21 protein-coding genes are annotated in these 16,511 nt (G+C 47.8%); 3 read left to right on the top strand and 18 right to left on the bottom strand.

The window, feature by feature from the left end; genetic code table 11:
* Positions 1-25: 25 nt before the first annotated feature.
* The 5 genes from HV311_RS26785 to HV311_RS26765 form a co-directional block, all read right to left on the bottom strand.
* The gene (locus HV311_RS26785) at positions 26-391 is read right to left on the bottom strand and encodes a hypothetical protein (protein WP_008786579.1); all 366 of its coding nucleotides are present in this window, start codon (positions 389-391) and stop codon (positions 26-28) included.
* Positions 392-517: 126 nt separating this feature from the next.
* Positions 518-718, bottom strand: a complete 201-nt coding sequence (locus HV311_RS26780) for a hypothetical protein (RefSeq protein WP_007372322.1) — start codon at positions 716-718, stop codon at positions 518-520.
* 122 nt (positions 719-840) lie between these two features.
* Positions 841-2,253: a replicative DNA helicase gene (gene dnaB, locus HV311_RS26775; protein WP_007372321.1), complete on the bottom strand. Its 1,413-nt coding sequence runs from the start codon at positions 2,251-2,253 to the stop codon at positions 841-843.
* A gap of 14 nt (positions 2,254-2,267) precedes the next feature.
* Positions 2,268-2,636: a hypothetical protein gene (locus tag HV311_RS26770; protein ID WP_007372320.1), complete on the bottom strand. Its 369-nt coding sequence runs from the start codon at positions 2,634-2,636 to the stop codon at positions 2,268-2,270.
* A complete protein-coding gene (locus HV311_RS26765) occupies positions 2,633-2,983 on the bottom strand; it encodes a hypothetical protein (protein ID WP_249414910.1) in 351 nt (116 codons plus the stop codon). The genes HV311_RS26770 and HV311_RS26765 overlap by 4 nt, the downstream gene beginning before the upstream one ends.
* Between HV311_RS26765 and tnpA the strand changes: the two genes are divergently transcribed.
* Genes tnpA through HV311_RS26750 form a run of 3 tightly spaced genes read left to right on the top strand, consistent with a single transcriptional unit; the run spans position 2,982 to position 5,317 of the window.
* Positions 2,982-3,386, top strand: a complete 405-nt coding sequence (gene tnpA, locus HV311_RS26760) for an IS66-like element accessory protein TnpA (RefSeq protein ID WP_003031976.1) — start codon at positions 2,982-2,984, stop codon at positions 3,384-3,386. The two genes, HV311_RS26765 and tnpA, sit on opposite strands and share 2 nt — an antisense overlap.
* Positions 3,383-3,730 (top strand): IS66 family insertion sequence element accessory protein TnpB, encoded by a 348-nt coding sequence (gene tnpB, locus HV311_RS26755; RefSeq protein WP_181219953.1) that lies wholly within the window; start codon positions 3,383-3,385, stop codon positions 3,728-3,730. Before tnpA ends, tnpB begins: the two co-directional genes overlap by 4 nt.
* Before the next feature lie 48 nt (positions 3,731-3,778).
* Entirely contained in the window at positions 3,779-5,317 is a 1,539-nt protein-coding gene (locus HV311_RS26750; protein WP_181219951.1) for an IS66-like element ISKpn24 family transposase, read from the top strand.
* A gap of 472 nt (positions 5,318-5,789) precedes the next feature.
* Here HV311_RS26750 and HV311_RS26745 read toward each other — a convergent pair whose 3' ends face one another.
* The 13 genes from HV311_RS26745 to HV311_RS26685 form a co-directional block, all read right to left on the bottom strand.
* Complete coding sequence (locus tag HV311_RS26745) at positions 5,790-6,965, bottom strand: ParB/RepB/Spo0J family partition protein (RefSeq protein ID WP_007372318.1); 1,176 nt, start codon at positions 6,963-6,965, stop codon at positions 5,790-5,792.
* A 158-nt stretch (positions 6,966-7,123) separates the two neighbouring features.
* Positions 7,124-7,810, bottom strand: coding sequence for a hypothetical protein (locus tag HV311_RS26740; RefSeq protein WP_016241554.1), 687 nt, complete (start codon positions 7,808-7,810; stop codon positions 7,124-7,126).
* A gap of 20 nt (positions 7,811-7,830) precedes the next feature.
* Positions 7,831-8,580, bottom strand: coding sequence for a hypothetical protein (locus tag HV311_RS26735; protein WP_045269635.1), 750 nt, complete (start codon positions 8,578-8,580; stop codon positions 7,831-7,833).
* Between the two features lies 1 nt (position 8,581).
* Positions 8,582-8,899, bottom strand: a complete 318-nt coding sequence (locus tag HV311_RS26730; protein ID WP_007372316.1) for a hypothetical protein — start codon at positions 8,897-8,899, stop codon at positions 8,582-8,584.
* A 41-nt stretch (positions 8,900-8,940) separates the two neighbouring features.
* Positions 8,941-9,114 carry a hypothetical protein gene (locus HV311_RS26725; RefSeq protein ID WP_009653096.1) on the bottom strand — a complete coding sequence of 58 codons (174 nt, stop codon included), beginning with the start codon at positions 9,112-9,114 and terminating at the stop codon, positions 8,941-8,943.
* Between the two features lie 64 nt (positions 9,115-9,178).
* Positions 9,179-9,403, bottom strand: coding sequence for a hypothetical protein (locus HV311_RS26720; protein WP_009653090.1), 225 nt, complete (start codon positions 9,401-9,403; stop codon positions 9,179-9,181).
* Positions 9,404-9,540: 137 nt separating this feature from the next.
* On the bottom strand, positions 9,541-11,172 hold the full coding sequence (locus HV311_RS26715; RefSeq protein ID WP_224771500.1) for an AAA family ATPase: 1,632 nt from the start codon (positions 11,170-11,172) through the stop codon (positions 9,541-9,543).
* A 40-nt stretch (positions 11,173-11,212) separates the two neighbouring features.
* Positions 11,213-11,698: a hypothetical protein gene (locus HV311_RS26710; RefSeq protein ID WP_172745723.1), complete on the bottom strand. Its 486-nt coding sequence runs from the start codon at positions 11,696-11,698 to the stop codon at positions 11,213-11,215.
* 39 nt (positions 11,699-11,737) lie between these two features.
* On the bottom strand, positions 11,738-12,742 hold the full coding sequence (locus HV311_RS26705) for a ParB family protein (protein WP_007372313.1): 1,005 nt from the start codon (positions 12,740-12,742) through the stop codon (positions 11,738-11,740).
* Positions 12,739-13,992, bottom strand: a complete 1,254-nt coding sequence (locus HV311_RS26700) for a ParA family protein (protein ID WP_007372312.1) — start codon at positions 13,990-13,992, stop codon at positions 12,739-12,741. The genes HV311_RS26705 and HV311_RS26700 overlap by 4 nt, the downstream gene beginning before the upstream one ends.
* A 663-nt stretch (positions 13,993-14,655) precedes the next feature.
* Positions 14,656-14,925: a hypothetical protein gene (locus HV311_RS26695; RefSeq protein ID WP_008786584.1), complete on the bottom strand. Its 270-nt coding sequence runs from the start codon at positions 14,923-14,925 to the stop codon at positions 14,656-14,658.
* Between the two features lie 46 nt (positions 14,926-14,971).
* Positions 14,972-15,493, bottom strand: a complete 522-nt coding sequence (locus tag HV311_RS26690) for a hypothetical protein (protein WP_007372310.1) — start codon at positions 15,491-15,493, stop codon at positions 14,972-14,974.
* A 455-nt stretch (positions 15,494-15,948) separates the two neighbouring features.
* A complete protein-coding gene (locus tag HV311_RS26685; protein ID WP_024196080.1) occupies positions 15,949-16,200 on the bottom strand; it encodes a hypothetical protein in 252 nt (83 codons plus the stop codon).
* Between the last annotated feature and the right edge of the window lie 311 nt (positions 16,201-16,511).

Below are 16,511 nucleotides of genomic sequence, written 5' to 3'. Positions count from 1 at the left end.
AAGGCCAGCGGTATTATTTAATGATTTATTTAGTAATCGGGGATGGAAATAATTGATCAAGACAACTCATTGGTTTGCCAATGGCATTTGTGAGCTTTAGAATTTCTCCCGGCGTAACTGCCTTAAGCATTTCAGAGCGCCCTTCACGGATATATTCATCTACAGACATATTCCGCCATCCTGCTTTTGGTCGATTACTGCAACCTTGCCAGTTTGAATCAGCATTATCCCGACGAAGAACATATACATCGATAGAGCGAGTTAACCCTGCACCGAACGCAGCCTGAGCAGTAATTTTCACTTCAGATCCATCCTTGCGTTTAATGACCTGCGATATACGCGTGATTAACTCTTCAGGTGCGGATGCGTTGTTCTGAGTTTCATTTGTCATAAAACACCTCGTGAATATTGTCCGGTTTGTTTACTTATTAAATCACGAGGCATTCGGGTGACGAAGTGATGTTCAGAAAGATACTTTTCTTTGCTGGAGCAGGCTTAACCGTTGGTTGTCTGGATGCTACCATTCATAAGAAATGACGGTTAGCGTATCACTCACCTGTTCTTTGGTGATCTTTGGTTTTACCGGTTCGGGTAAAATTGTAATCGAAATTTGAATAGTTGCCGTTGCCTGTTGCTTTTTATCACCACTATTTCCCTCATCCTGTGCCAGTGCATTCCATGAAACAACGAATAATAAAGCTGAGAGTATCGTTTTCATTTTACACCTATATAAAAGATTGCTGTCCGTAGAACCATTATCTATCGGGCCAATCAGCTGGCGAAATTAAACAGTCGAAAACCTTTAATTAAATATCAGGATAAGGTCAGTAGCTTTTATGGTCAGTCGTCATCATGATACTCAGGGCCACCATAATTATCAAATCGAGACCATTGACCATTAAATGTGAGACGTACTGTCCCTATAGGCCCGTTGCGCTGTTTACCTATGATAATTTCGGCTATACCTTTCATATCGCTATTTTCGTGATAGACCTCATCACGGTAAATAAACATGATCAGGTCAGCATCCTGCTCAATGGAGCCTGACTCTCGCAAATCTGAGTTTACCGGACGTTTATCGGCACGTTGTTCAAGCGAGCGGTTTAGTTGCGATAAAGCGATTACCGGTACATTCAGCTCTTTTGCCAGTGCTTTCAGAGATCGGGAGATTTCAGCAATTTCCAGAGTTCTGTTGTCAGATAACGACGGTACACGCATCAACTGAAGGTAGTCGATCATAATGAGGCTAAGCCCACCGTGTTCGCGGGACAATCGACGCGCCCGGGAGCGAACGTCCATAGGTGTTAGGCCAGAGCTGTCATCAATGTAAATGTTCTTTTTTTCCAGCAGCAGTCCCATTGTGCCGGATAACCGGGCCCAGTCCTCGTCATCGAGCTGTCCGGTTCGGATGCTGGTCTGGTTGACGCGTGATAGCGATGCCAGTGAGCGCATCATGAGCTGTTCCGTAGGCATTTCCAGGCTGAAAATCATGACGGGCTTATCGTTTGTCAGCGATACATTCTCGCAGATGTTCATTGCAAACGTAGTTTTCCCCATTGAGGGTCTGGCAGCGATAATAATCAAATCCGAGGGCTGTAGACCGGCTGTCTTCTTGTTCACGTCCACGTAGCCGGTATCAACTCCAGTGACCCCGTCATGGGGACGCTGGAACAAGGCTTCAATCTTGGTAACGGTTCTGTCCAGAATGCTGCTGATATTTTCCGGCCCACCGCTTTTATTTCCCCTTTGCTCTGCAATCTGGAAAATCCGGCTTTCTGCAAGATCAAGCAATTCGTCACTTGTCCTACCTTCCGGGTTGTAACCGGCCTCGGTTATTTCGTTGGCAACTTTTATCATTTCCCTGATTACGGCACGTTCCCTGACGATCTGCGCGTAGGCAATTATATTTGCCGCACTGGGCGTATTTTTTGACAGTTCTGCCAGATAGGCGAAACCGCCGAGACTATCCAGCTTACCTTCTCCCTCGTTTTCGATGTGCTCAGCGAGGGTTATCAAATCAATCGGGAATTGATTCGCAACGAGCGATCTCATTGCAGAGAAAATTGAGCGATGCGGTCGAGAACTAAAATCCTGCTCACTAACGATTTCTGCCACATCATCCCATCTCTGGTTTTCAAGCATTAACCCGCCCAGCACGGACTGTTCCGCTTCTATCGATTGCGGAGGGGTTTTTAAGCTGTATTCAGCTGTTTGCTTTGTCTCACCTGTTTCGGTAAACGAGATGTCCGCCATAGTCATAAGTGGCCTCAGAGGTTCTGGAATAGCTTTTGTTTTTGTAATTGTCGTGCGCATTCCGATACCAACTCCGGGTAACTGGATGCTATTGCCTTTAGAATTGCTTCAGAGAGCTCATTCGCTTCATCAGAGCGGCCCACCAGCCTCAGCTCGGCTACTGTACCGGGGTCGCAGTTTGTCAGGTTGGCGCGGGCGTAATTGACTTTCAGCCGCGCCAGAAATTCCACCCCGGGCTTGCGCTTCACCGCGTGGACAGAAAGTGTTTTTCGGCAAAATCGACCAGCTGTACGGCGTTCGTGATGCTCCAGAGCTTTTGCTTCCAGCTCCTGCCCGGCGATAACGGTCACATAGAGGCTACTAATCAACGCCGATACATTCATGCAGCAATCCCCCGCTTATTAGCCAGCGCAACGGTATCCAGAAGTACGAAGTCATCAAGCAGGTTCAGTCCTGCGGGCGTCTTCTGATCACGCCATAGCGCATCCAGTACATCGGTGTCTGGCATTCCCGTTGGGATTAGGCTTAGAAGTTCGGATAACGTATCTACCTGTAGCATGTGGCAGATAGAAGCCAGCATTATTCCCTCTGACGCTTTATCCATAAGACCACCGATCAGAATCTGAATTTCCGGGGTCATAACAAAAGTAAGCGTCGTCTCAGCACCGTCTGGCAGATCCTGAAATTCCTGAGAGGATAATGGACACCAAATATGGTGGACGCTATCCATGAAATCATTAACCGCAGTGCGTAAAAAAAGCCCTAATTATCCCGTTGAGTTCAAAATCAAAATGGTTGAACTCTCGCATCGACCAGAGATCTCCGTAGCGCAACTCGCTCGTGAGCATGGGATCAACGATAATTTGCTGTTCAAGTGGCGCCAGTACTGGCGCGAAGGAAAACTACGTCCTCCTTCAACAACAGAAAACAACGTGCCTGAGCTGCTCCCGATAACACTTGATGCCGAAGATGTTGTCCCTGCAACCTCCCCCCGGTCACAACCTGTAGCTGCTGCGGCACCTGAATCACTCAATATCAGCTGTGAAGTGACGTTCCGGCACGGATCACTCCGTCTGAATGGTGCCATCAGCGAAAATATCCTGAACCTGCTGATACGGGAGCTCAAACGTTGATCCCATTACCATCAGGGACAAAGATCTGGCTGGTCGCTGGCATCACCGATATGAGAAACGGCTTCAACGGCCTGGCGGCAAAGGTGCAGACGACGCTGAAAGACGATCCGATGTCAGGTCACGTTTTTATCTTCCGTGGGCGTAATGGCAGTCAGGTAAAGCTCCTCTGGTCTACCGGCGATGGACTGTGTCTACTGACCAAACGGCTGGAGCGCGGCAGCTTCGCCTGGCCGTCAGCCCGGGATGGCAAAGTGTTCCTCACACCGGCACAGCTGGCGATGCTCCTTGAAGGTATCGACTGGCGGCAGCCTAAAAGACTGCTTACGTCACTGACTATGTTGTAGGCCTCTTTATCCTGGTCGACGCTGAATGAGCCTGGTAATATACCCGGTATGAACAGCTTACTTCCTGACGATATCGATGAACTGAAACGTCTCCTTGCCGAACAGGAGGCGCTGAACCGTGCCCTTCTGGAAAAGCTGAACGAGCGTGAACGCGAAATAGATCACCTGCAGGCGCAACTGGATAAGCTGCGCCGGATGAACTTCGGCAGCCGCTCCGAAAAAGTCTCCCGCCGTATCGCGAAGATGGAAGCCGACCTTAAGCAGTTGCAGAAAGAAAGCGATACCCTTACCGGCCGGGTGGATGACCCGGCCGTGCAGCGCCCGCTGCGGCAGACCCGTACCCGCAAACCGTTCCCTGAATCACTTCCCCGTGACGAAAAACGGCTGCTGCCGGCAGCGTCATGCTGCCCGGAATGTGGTGGTGCGCTGAGTTACCTGGGTGAAGATGCCGCCGAACAGCTGGAGCTGATGCGCAGCGCCTTCCGGGTTATCCGGACAGTACGTGAAAAGCATGCCTGTACTCAGTGCGATGCCATCGTGCAGGCCCCCGCGCCTTCACGGCCCATCGAGCGGGGTATCGCAGGACCGGGGCTGCTGGCCCGCGTGCTGAGTTCAAAGTATGCAGAGCACACCCCGCTGTACCGCCAGTCTGAAATATACGGCCGCCAGGGTGTGGAGCTGAGCCGCTCACTGCTGTCGGGCTGGGTGGATTCGTGTTGCCGGCTACTGTCACCGCTGGAAGGGGCGCTTCAGGACTATGTGCTGACTGACGGTAAGCTCCATGCTGATGACACGCCTGTCCCGGTGCTGTTGCCAGGTAATAAGAAAACGAAGACCGGGCGGTTGTGGACGTACGTTCGTGACGACCGTAACGCCGGGTCAGAGCTGGCGCCGGCAGTGTGGTTCGCTTACAGCCCGGACAGAAAAGGTATCCACCCGCAGAGCCATCTCGCTGGCTTCAGCGGTGTTCTGCAGGCGGATGCGTACGCCGGGTTCAACGAACTGTACCGCAATGGACAGATAACGGAAGCTGCCTGCTGGGCTCATGCCCGCCGCAAGATCCACGATGTGCACGTTCGCACCCCGTCAGCGCTGACGGAGGAAGCCCTGAAACGGATCGGTGAGTTATATGCCATCGAAGCGGAAATAAGGGGGATGCCGGCGAAGCGACGCCTTGCAGAACGTCAGCAAAAAGCTAAACCGCGGCTGAAATCCCTGGAAAGCTGGCTGCGTGAAAAGGTGAAAACGCTGTCGCGACACTCAGAACTGGCGAAAGCGTTCACGTACGTACTGAACCAGTGGCCGGCGCTGGCTTACTATACTGACGACGGCTGGGCCGAGGCAGATAACAACATAGCTGAGAATGCGCTACGGATGGTCAGCCTGGGCCGCAAAAACTACCTGTTCTTCGGTTCGGATCATGGAGGAGAGCGGGGAGCGCTGCTGTACAGCCTGATCGGGACATGCAAACTGAACGGAGTGGAGCCAGAAAGCTACCTTCGCCATGTGCTTGATGTTATAGCTGACTGGCCGATAAACCGGGTCAGCGAACTGCTCCCCTGGCGCGTAGCACTGCCAACTGAATAACACATCCCCGTCAATACGGTTCTCGCTGCACGCTTACTAACAAAATGCTCATAATTGGATTTATTGAATCGGCACTGAATGAGTTTATAACCCTTGAACTCAGTAATTAACTCCTGAAGGAATACATGCAGCATATCTGGTTTTGTTTTTCTAATAGCCGCTACCTGCATTGCAATTTTTAAAATGCCATCATCAACTCTTTCGTGCGGGCATCCTGCGGAGGAATAAATACTTTTTGCCTTTTCGAGCCAATTTTGCAGCTCGATATAATTAGTCTGAATATTCAACGCGACCCCCATTGCTATCCAAAAAAGTCTATAACCCTGATATTTTAATGCGCTCCTGTCTATCATCGAAAAATTTAAGGCAGCAAAATGCGGCCATTTATATGTGCAAAAATATGAGCCGGTTTATCCGGCCCATCAGAATGAAAAGGAATTTTATGCAGGTCTGTTAAAGACCTGCTGGGAGGTTAGTACACCGGGTGCAGCTGAGTCTCTTCAGTTTCACCATTCTGCTGGTTAGCGCCATCGGTATCGGCATCAGTCGCATCGTCAGCACCGCCGTTGTTTTCAGCACTATCACCGTCGTTGTCACCATTAGCTTCAGCATCTTCTGCCTGTTTTGCTGATTCCAGTTCAGCCAGGGTAGCCATCAGAGTACGGGCCATTTCAGGAGTCAGGCGTAAGACGACTTCTTCCGGCACGGTTTCCGTAATTTCGATCTGATTTTCATGCTCACCTTCCGGCTGCGGCGGGATCTGGTCGCGCAGCTGGCTCAGGGTTGGCAACAGGCTGTCGAAGGTTTTACGGATAACTTTCGGTTTCAGGCCAGTCTTTTTCTTGGAACTCACGAATTTGGCAGTGACGCGGGTTTTCCCAGCTCCTTCTGCCTTTTTCAGGGATTCCATCAGGACTTCATACGGGTCGCGGTCAGTACCCTGACATTCGTTAATAACGTCAACGGCAACGTCACCAGATACCTTATCTTCTTTCACCAGCATCTTGATGCTGAAGTCAGCGTTTGCCAGCACGATACTGCGGCGAACGGTGACCAGAGAGACACCCAGACGCTGAGCAATCGACTCAATGGTGTGACCCCAGCCAATCAGGCGCTTGAAGCCTTCAGCGCGTTCCACCATCTTCAACTGAAGGGAGTTGGCGCTCTCGATCATGTTGTAGACTTCTTCGTCCTTGCCGCCTTCAAATTCCTCGACGGTGATTTTCTGGAAGCTCGCGCCCTCAGCAATCGCCATCATCAGGCCAGCAAAACGGTGGTGGCCATCAATGATTTTCAGGCGGGTTACGCCTTCCACTACTACTGGTTTAACGCGGATGACAGGCACTGACTGAGGACGTTCCAGATAAGCGTGTTTGAACATTACCGCACGGTCATAATTTACGTCGCGGAGGTTCAGTCCCTCTTCCACAAACAACCAGTACGGGCTCACCGCAAAGACGTTGTTACGCCCGATATCGGCTTCTTCGAACTGTTCCGTATTGCCGCTTTTACGCGCTTTGGTTACGAAATCGCTCAGTGCTCGGAGTGATGATGGCGCTTTGTCTAAGCTGCGCATCAGTACCGCAGCGCCTTCCAGATTTTCCAGGGTACGGCTTTGTTCGAAGATAGCTTTAACGTCGGTGTTCATGGTGTTTCTCCGCTTTAGTTATTGTGTCGCGAGGTTCGTTGCTTGCTGTAAATCCAGTTAAACACACACCAAACAGGTGACGAAGCGTATTTGGGGACAAAATGTCTCTTTTTTTTCGGGTACATAAAAAAGCCCTGTAATCCAGTGATTACAAGGCCTTAGCTCGTAATGATGACATCAAGATGGCGACGTTTTTCGATTTTGACCGCATTTTTCATCAAAATTGTCATCACTTCATTTAGTTTTGAACTCTCCCCTTCCTCATATGAACCCCAAGGTAGGAATGGAGTAGGACTATTGATATTGAATGCAACGCCCGTAGGGCATCGCCATGCAGTTGGCTTCTTTGAGTCAGGTTCCCATTTCACCAGGAGTATTGGCGCGTTACAGTCGATGTCATCGATGGCTGGTATAGCCTCATATAAAAACACTCCCGCATCATCCCCACTGAAGAAAGCTAGATGCTTATACGCGCTGGCAAAAGAGACTACGCCCGCGAAAAGGCCCACAACGATGAGGTTAAGGTTCGATGTTTTGTGACGGATACGTTTTTGCTTCAGGCGAACCATTGTCAGGGCTGACAAGAAGATAGCCACCAGCCCCCCGGCTCCTGCGAACCAAACGGAATTGATTTGCAGGAAGGAAATCAAATCACGATGCTCTCTCTGGTTTTCTTCAAGCATCAACGACACAAAAGTTGTTGTTACTGGCATTGATATCAGGAATATCGTGATCATCACTATTGCAAAAGTCTGTATGGAATAGCGGTCTCTATTTTCCTCTATAACAGAATTAAAGGATAACAGATAAACAAATGTAAATAATAAAATGGAAAGAAGGTACATTGGTTATGCCTTTTTTTGGGTTATCGCTGAATTCTTTTATTTAATTCTGTTCTGAAAAATGCATACAAGAACTGCCACCCATCACCATGAGCCGTTCTGAAATCTTTTTCAGGGAGTACCGGAAAACCAAATTTAAAATTATCTTTTCCAGTGTGGCGCTGGCAAAAGTGCGCAAGCTCATGTGCCACTACGCCTTTGATATGATCCAGTTGATTGATTGAATAAAATGCTCCGATGTCCTTACGCTGCTCTATATGTGCGTACTCATGGTAGCGATAGCGCGGTGTATCACTGTCAGGATAAATGGACGATGGTGAAATAGTGATTGAGCTCCTGCCGCCCCATGAATGTTTGGCACTCCAGTTGACCCGAACTTCAGGCGCAGGGCCGGTGAAACCATATGCCTGTCTATAGAGGTGCAGAAGATACCCTGAATACAGAAAAACAACTTTCTCCGCCGTCATAACGCGAGAAACGCCATAGCGAGCAACTGCCCTATCTCTGGCTGTCAGAACGGGGGTTTTTACCCGTGGGGAGAATAATTTTGTTGGGCTGAATAGCCAGACTTCTGAATCGTCATCAGGCATATCCAGTATCACCTGAATTTCTTCAGGCGACCCAACTCGTTGATGCCACCTTTCAAGATTATCGTCCACTTCATTCAGGCTGATTAAATCATCGGCATTCTCGTAGAATAACCAGATCAGCGTTCCTCGTGGGAGTGCTTTCTCAGCTGTAATATGTGAGAGGATAATTTGACGTGGTGTCATCTTATTCGCCACAGTTCCCGGATGCTTCTATCAGTTTTATTTTTGTTGCTTCTGCCGCCTGCATTTTTTGTTTCATCTTCTCAATGCTAGCGGTCACACGGCGGGCGCACCATTGATACGCTGCCTGACGTGATTCGAAAAACTCATAATCCGCGTGCAGGTAAACTGATGTGCCGTAGGAGACGGACATACGGTAACCCTTCGGCGTTTCATTGATGACTTCCCGTTCTTCTACACAGTTTTCAAACTCAGGGACATAATCCACGAATCGACGACGCAGAATGCAAAACAGCACCTTTATTTGGTTTTCATCAGTCATTTGTTATCCTCGTTATTCTTCTTATTTATCATCAACCTTTCTTAATTGTCGATGCTGAATACGGCGGAGCGGATTTCACGCTTGGCCTGCTGACGGGCGCGGTGTTTGCTTACACGAAGAGATCTATCGTATGCATTGTTTTTACGATAGCCACGCGAGCGGCACAGTGAACAAGTGCAGCCTTCTACTGAATAGAAAATCCCAAACGGTTTCATAAGTATCACCTTTAAGCTTGATAATAATGTTTATCATAGCTGGAGTTATTCAGGTGACGAATAGTTAAGGGGCGCGTTTTGCTTGGGTTTTTACACTATCGTTTATTGAGTCGATGAGGTCGGAAATAGAAAGGAGTTTTCTGCCAAAGAATAGTTTTCGTCTGGCTTCTATTTCGTAGCGGAAGGGTTCAATAATTTCATCTTCATGCATGATTACGAAACGATAGCCGTTATTAAGGAGTTTATGCAGCTTGTTTGTTTTTTTTCTTATGGGACTTAGCTTAAACATTGTTATCAACTTCTCATCATGATCACCTGAATTGTTATAACACAGTTATTTCCGACACGCTGCTGCTTTTGCTGAAGAACTCGGATTGCTTTGGGCTGGGCCAGCAGGTTGTATGCCGGGCGAACCCGGCATCGTTATCACAGGGCTTTTTCTTTTCTCTTTCGTTCTATCCCACGAAACATCGCGCATTTCCGCACAATATCCAGTGTCGGGATGCTACCACTCCCCTGCTCTTTCACGCTCATTCGCAACGTGAGCCGTAGCAACATCTTGATGTCACGTGGTGGAAGTTCTGGGTAAGTGTTTACAAGTGATCTGACCAGTTCATCAGGAATGTTCACGCCAAAGTTCTCACCCATAATCTTCCAGATCTTTTGGGCATCTGATTTCTCCGGCACATCATAGTGAATGATTGCAGCGCATCTTGGTATGATAGCCTCATCGATGTCACTACCCCGGTTGCTTGTCATGAACATCAACCCATCGAAATACTCCAGTGTACGGAGGAACTCCGCAACGATGGCATTTTGAGTCAGTGATGCTCCACGCTGCATGACAAACACATCGGCTTCGTCCAGAAGCAGGACACAGTTCCAGCGTTTAGCCCGGGTCAGAATCGTCCGCAGATTTTTCTCAATGTCATCGGCGTTGGTTCCCAGTGCGCCAGCATGAATTGAGTACAGGGGCCGTTCAATGACCTCTGCATACACTTCAGCAGTTAATGTCTTCCCAAGTCCGGGTGAGCCCACGCACATGATGATGTTACCCGCGCTTTTCCCTTCAACAATATCGCTGGTGAAAGCGCTGATATCCGTGGTCAGTATATCGAGTAAATCACGGTGGTCTTCCGGCAAAACCATCTTTTTTGGCAGTTCTTTATCATACTTGTATGGTTCTACGTTATTGGCATGTATCCAGATAAAGTCTTGCAGCGAGAGATCAAAATAACGCTGCACAGGAATTTCGGGTAAAAGGCCAAACTGGTCATCTTCAAAAAGAGGCGACTCCACTTCTGCACCGTAGGCATCGCACTCACTATCAGGCAAATCGTGTATCAGTTTATGCCCTGCTATTTCCAGATTCCGGTCGCTGTAGCTATACGATTCCATTCTGACAGCCCTGCCGGTTGCTTTAAACTGATTGCCAAATTGCCCGTCGACCACTTCCTTAAACCGCGTTAGTTGTTCCAGGTACTCTTGTTTCAGCTCATGCGTTTCATGGTAGATATCACGGTCGGCCAGTGTCTTAGCGACACTGCGCCGCGCCACCTCATTAGGCTCGAAATTCAGGGCGGTAAGCTGGGTTCCGTAAACCTTTTTGGAGTGCGAATATTCGCCGAACCCATACCAGCTGATTTGTAACAATAGTGATGGGGGACGGTCAGAGTTTTTTTCTGATTTTACTTCTTTTATTGCTGTAACAAGACCGGGGTACAGGTTGCCGTCATGACCGCGTCGGTATATCCAGCCATCAATTCGATTTGACTTCAGATACTGTAGTAACACACGACCGAATGCCGGAAAACTGCTCACAGGCTTATCGAAATCACCTTCCAGTGCAGTGATGATCGATTCAAGAGCTCGTCGATTTTTTGACTCTCCATCACCACGACATGCCTGTAAAAGTTCATTCAGATCATCCCGAGATAAACATAGCGGATCGACGGCAATCTCATCGTCAGAACTACGGTGGCTATAACGATTACGTAAAGCCTCAAATGTTGGGCTTGTGGTAGCTTTTAGTGTTTCTGTTTTTATCGTGAGTGCCATAGCCGTCCTCGTCAGTAATTTACTTTGATATGCCTTAAGTTCACATGGAAGGGGCAACTTCGAACGCATTAGGAACTCTGATCCGCGAGCCTATTTCCAGTTTAATGGTTGCCTTTACGTATTCACCCTCCTTCAGATAGGTGATGTCTTGGTTATGAAATGTTGACTTTTCATGTGTAGCCCACCATTCCATAGAGCTTGGGATTTTTAACGTTAGCCCAAGATGTTCAGTGAGATAGCATACTCCCATGTTTGAGTAGGTCTTAACGGGGTTCGGGTAGAATTGAAAGTTACCCTCTACGAGACAATCAGTACGAGGATCGATGAACGAAAGGAAAACGCTAAAAGTACCCTGACGTTTTAGCTCGGCGTAAGCCTCAAGAATCGTGAAACGCTTTAATGCGTCATTTGAAAACAGGGTTACAATTTTTTCCGAAAGCATAGCCACCTCATGAGCTGTTTTTTTCCTATTATCAACCGGTGTCTCCTCCTGACGAATAGGTTTGCGGCCAAAAAAAAACTGCACCAGGAGGTGCAGTTTCGATAATCAAGCAATGGCGAATTGTTATTTTTCGCTACTCAGTTTATCCGTAATAAATGCTTCAATTTCTGCCATGAGCTCGGTACTCATTCGGTTAAATTCAAAGCGAACTTTACGGCCCGATGCATTTTTGCTGATACGGGCGTATTTGTCCTTATTAGCAAAATTAGCCAGATCACGGGTTTCCCAACTTTTTGCAGGTGGCTTTTGATCGAGTAATTCAACCGCCTTTGTGATCTGCGCCATGACAATTTTCTGCGCTTCCGGGATGTCACTGATGTCCAGATTAGCAATTTCTTCTTTCACCCTATCAACTACATCTGCAAGAATGAAAAGGTTGCTCTCTACGTATTTCTGAAGTTTGGACAACCGGCTGTAGAAGGAGTTTGGTATACCTTCATAATCCGGGAACAGAGCTATCAACGAACCGTCAATACGCGCCGCCTGAATACGTTTAAAGACTGACACATGGCTTATGCCAAGAAAGAGGGCAAGCTCTTCATTTTTGGTGAATCCTTTTTCCTGCATTAGTTCCAGATACTGAAGCCCAACCTCTCGGTATGAGAATCGGCGTGATGTTTGTGCAGCGGTAATAATCGCCTTGATGTCCTCAGCTGATAGATCATCTGGTAGCACCCATAAAGGCAGATCTTTTTGAGCCGCAATACAGCAAAAACGTCTGCGGCTACCTTCAATAAGCAGGTACACGCCATCACGTTTAACGGCAACACCTTCAGTATCAACACCCCTTGACTCAATTTGTTGCAGGATATCTCGTACTGCGTTTGTGGTAAGCGCTTCCTGATTTCGCGGGTTCATTGGGTGAACGGCGGTCTCAGTAGCGACATTTTCAGCTGCTACAGTGACGTGCTCAGCTTCAAGTTTTCGCCCGTTATGAAGGGTAAAGAGTTTCTTAATGCGAGGGGGACTCTTAAGGTTAGCTAACCCGGAACGGTGGCCTACATCGGTTCGCTTTGGCGTATTTAGATAACGCGATTTATCGTTTCCGATATGCTGTTCATCACTCATGCGTTAACTCCTTCCTTCGCTGAAAAACTCTTTATCTCATTAATAAACTGTTGATATACGGACATTACGGATTCTTCGGCAATATCCAGCTGCTTTGGTGAACATAACTCTTCAGATTTCTTAATATCGAGAACCGACCTACCCCGTGACGCAGCTGCTTTGAATGCTTCAGAGTTTTTGATATTGGTTGCCATAAACAGGTCTTGAACGGTTCGAATTAACTTATCGAGGACTATTTTTTCGTATGGGCTTTTATCATCGACGTTAACGGCCAGTACTTTAAACCATTTAATATTTTCACCTTTATTGGGAGACTGACGGAATCGCTCACTGATCGTCAGCATAAAATCAGTTGTGGATGCATAGTCGTATTCTCGCGGAGAAACTGCGACAAGAATACCGTCAGCGGCCTCATCAGCGGCCCAGATAATTGGCGAGTCTTCTGGAGGGGTATCGAAGATAATAAGGTCATACTTAGCTTTCAGGACTGGCATTATCACTTCTTTGAATCGTAGCAACAACTGAGTGCGCTCTTCTTTACTGCACTGCCAGTATTTATCTTTGAATCTCGCATCGGTTGGGAACGCAGTAATTACATCAAGATTTGGCAGATGGGTTGAGAACGGCATATTCTCAATGATTTCAGCCTCAGAGTAACCCATGTCGAGGTATTTTTTATATTCAGAACCTTCTTCATACACGCCCAGGATTGCGTCGATTGCAGTCAGGAATACGTCGTCTTCAGATACGCTTTGAATCATACCGCTACCAATAGAGCCTTGCGGATCCCATTCAATTACTAAAACTCTGGCATTCAACTGGAGATCAAGTGCTGCTGCTACAGCCAGAGCCACTGAGGTCGTGCTTTTTCCTGTCCCACCTTTATGATTCTGAACAATGATTGTTCGGCTCTGGTAGTAATCTCTATAGCGCGGATAACCCAGGGCATCCATAATATTCTGGACATCCCAGCGGGTATAAAGGTGGTTTTTGTTCTGATAAATAGGTTGACCCACCAGCCTTTTTTCTTCGAGATCAGCGAGAATTTTATTGAAGGTAACTCGAGATTTTCCAAAGAAGTCGGAGAGATTTTTTTTATTCAGGCAGTGGTTATAGATAAGGCGATCTACCCCCTCCACACTGTCATCTGATACAGATACCCGGGAAGAAGCCAGTAACGATTCTTTCAATGAAATTTGTTCGGACTTCATGCGTTGCCCGACAAGGGCAATTTTATCTATTAGATTCATTCTCGTCATACCCTCAAACCTGAATTATGAATTTAAACGCATATGCGTATACTTTACGTATAATGCGTAAAATGACGCTCTATGCGTATAATTGTAACGGCAATCAGATTGAGACGCTAACATTCTATTTTGTTTTTTCTTCATTTTGCGATCTCGAAATGCAGTTCAATGACACATCATCTTTCTCTTCTGGCGATTAAGGGGGTTAAGTAATCCACGGGGCGGGCAGAACCCGGAGAGACTGACTGGCGATTAAGGGGGTTAAGTAACCCACGGGTCGGGCAGAACCCGGAGATGCTGGCTGGCGATTAAGGGGGTTAAGTGACCCACGGTACGGGCAGAAACCGGAGAGGCTGGCTGGCGATTAAGGGGGTTAAGTGACCCACTGTACGGGCAGAAACCGGAGAGGCTGGCTGGCGATTAAGGGGGTTAAGTGACCCACGGTACGGGCAGAACCCGGAGAGGCTGACTGGCGATTAAGGGTGTTAAGTAATCCACGGGTCGGGCAGAACCCGGAGATGCTGGCTGGCGATTAAGGGGGTTAAGTGACTTAGCGCTGGAGGATACGCCCTGCAACTATTGGTAAATGAATGACAAGGTTTCCCGTAAGACCCATCAAATAAAAAAGCCTCTGAAGTAGAGGCTCTTGGGTATTCGATATAGTTAGGCTAATTCGTCCGGGTCGTTGATGGCACTAACGAAGAACTCCGTGCGGTAATCATTCCCCCATCCCAACCAGACAGAAGGTGAACCCTCCTTTGCCAACGAACGGTCACCCGTCATGCTGTCCGCTTGGACAGGAACTGTCACGCATTCTTTAATAGTATCGGCCTCGGCAACCAGTCCAGTACTCTGGGTTTCAAATCCGGCAATTACGACAACAGCATCAGGGTCGTGTAGCTGAAGCTGGGCGATAAGCTCTTTAACTTTCATAGTGATCCTCTGCGCTAGAATTATCCAATTCTACCACGCTTGATGGTCAGGCGTATAAGTGCTTACTGTACAGCTCGAAAGCTTCATCATGTTCCAAATCGTCCAGGATAACGATATCAGGGCCATGTTCTTTTTTGATTTGTGCGATGTATGAAGCGTATTGAGCCTGGCTTTTGTAGCCCACTGTCCAAAGTCTACCTTCGCGTAAGACGCAGATTTTCTTGCGGTAAACCTTCTTGAAACTTGATTTAGTTTTCCGGTTACGCTCCTCGTCACTGACAAGCTGGTCGATTACTTCAATCAGGTTTGAGTCTATGAGAAATGGCTTGCCATTGTGTTCGCCAAGGCAGATTGGCAGAAGACCCTTCGCATATGATTCGGCCTGGCGGAACAGCTCTTTTTTTCCTGGTTCGAACAGTACGCGAGTTTCGCCACCATGCCCATCATTATCAGCTGTACCTATGCTCAGCCCGTCGAAGAGGACAGTAGCGTTAAAGCAGACTGTTTCCTGGCTCATGCCAGTATAGATTTTGAGGCCTTTCAATTTGATTCTTGTCTGAGTGTTCATTGTGTGTTCCCCGCTTTCTAATTGTGATTCTATTTTCAATCACCTTGAGCAGGTGACGAAGTGATACGGAGAAATAATTGTTGGGTCGCCTGATAGCCGGGCTGGTGGCAGCCGCAACCCTTAGTCAGTACTTCGGGATCGTAGTTCCGAAAAGCCACAACAGTCTCCACAGCGTTTTGGGGGTGTTAACCCCCATACGCTTTGAGACTTTGCCCTAGCGGGCCGCGAATTCGCCTAATCGCCCCGTGAGGGCTCTATTCGAATTTACATGCCGTGCCTGCTTCGCTTGAGAGCGAAGCTTTTGGACGGCGATTGCCCGCGTGGCGGGCAGACATTTTTACGTGCGCATTGCGCACGATTTTCTTCGGTTACATTACAGGGCTGGCTGGGGATTGGCTTATTGCAATATTCTACAACGAAGCTGGGAACGGCTGGCTGGAACGCGAAGATTTAAATCATACTCTATATCGACTGATATCAACGACGGTATCAGCGGGGTCTGTTGCCAGCTTACAGGTCACTTGACCTTCCTGATCCAGCATCAGTGTCGCGGTTAACGGTTCATTTTGAGCATCGATTACAGTGACATTCACGCGTAACCGTGTTGGAAGCATCATCAGAATTCGCGTAGGGCTCTCTGATAATGACACGTTTCTGGCTTGCAGAACCGCTAAAACACTCTTCATTAACTCTGCTTGGTCGATCATATAGTCACATGCCACTGGATGTATTGGGATGAAATCGTGCCTACCGCAGGGCTACACGAAAGATATAAATCAGTATGACATGCGGGCCGGACTCAAACCATCAATTACTGGAACCAGTCCGAAGATAGCGCTCTGGTTTTTATGCTGTTGAATTTACATAGTTGTTATTTAGTGAATTATTCGTACCTTATCATTCACTGATATCACTTAAATTCAAAGTGAACAGGAGAGGATTGGATTAAAAGTCCATAAAATGTGAATTAAAAGTGCGCTAGGAAATGCGATAAACTGATTGATTTGTTTTGATATGG

It is taken from the genome of Citrobacter sp. RHBSTW-00881, from assembly GCF_013728515.1.
In the GTDB taxonomy this organism is placed as follows: Bacteria; Pseudomonadota; Gammaproteobacteria; order Enterobacterales; family Enterobacteriaceae; genus Citrobacter; species Citrobacter braakii.
Note: the sequence above shows the minus strand (reverse complement) of the source record. Positions and strands in the feature narration are given on the sequence as shown.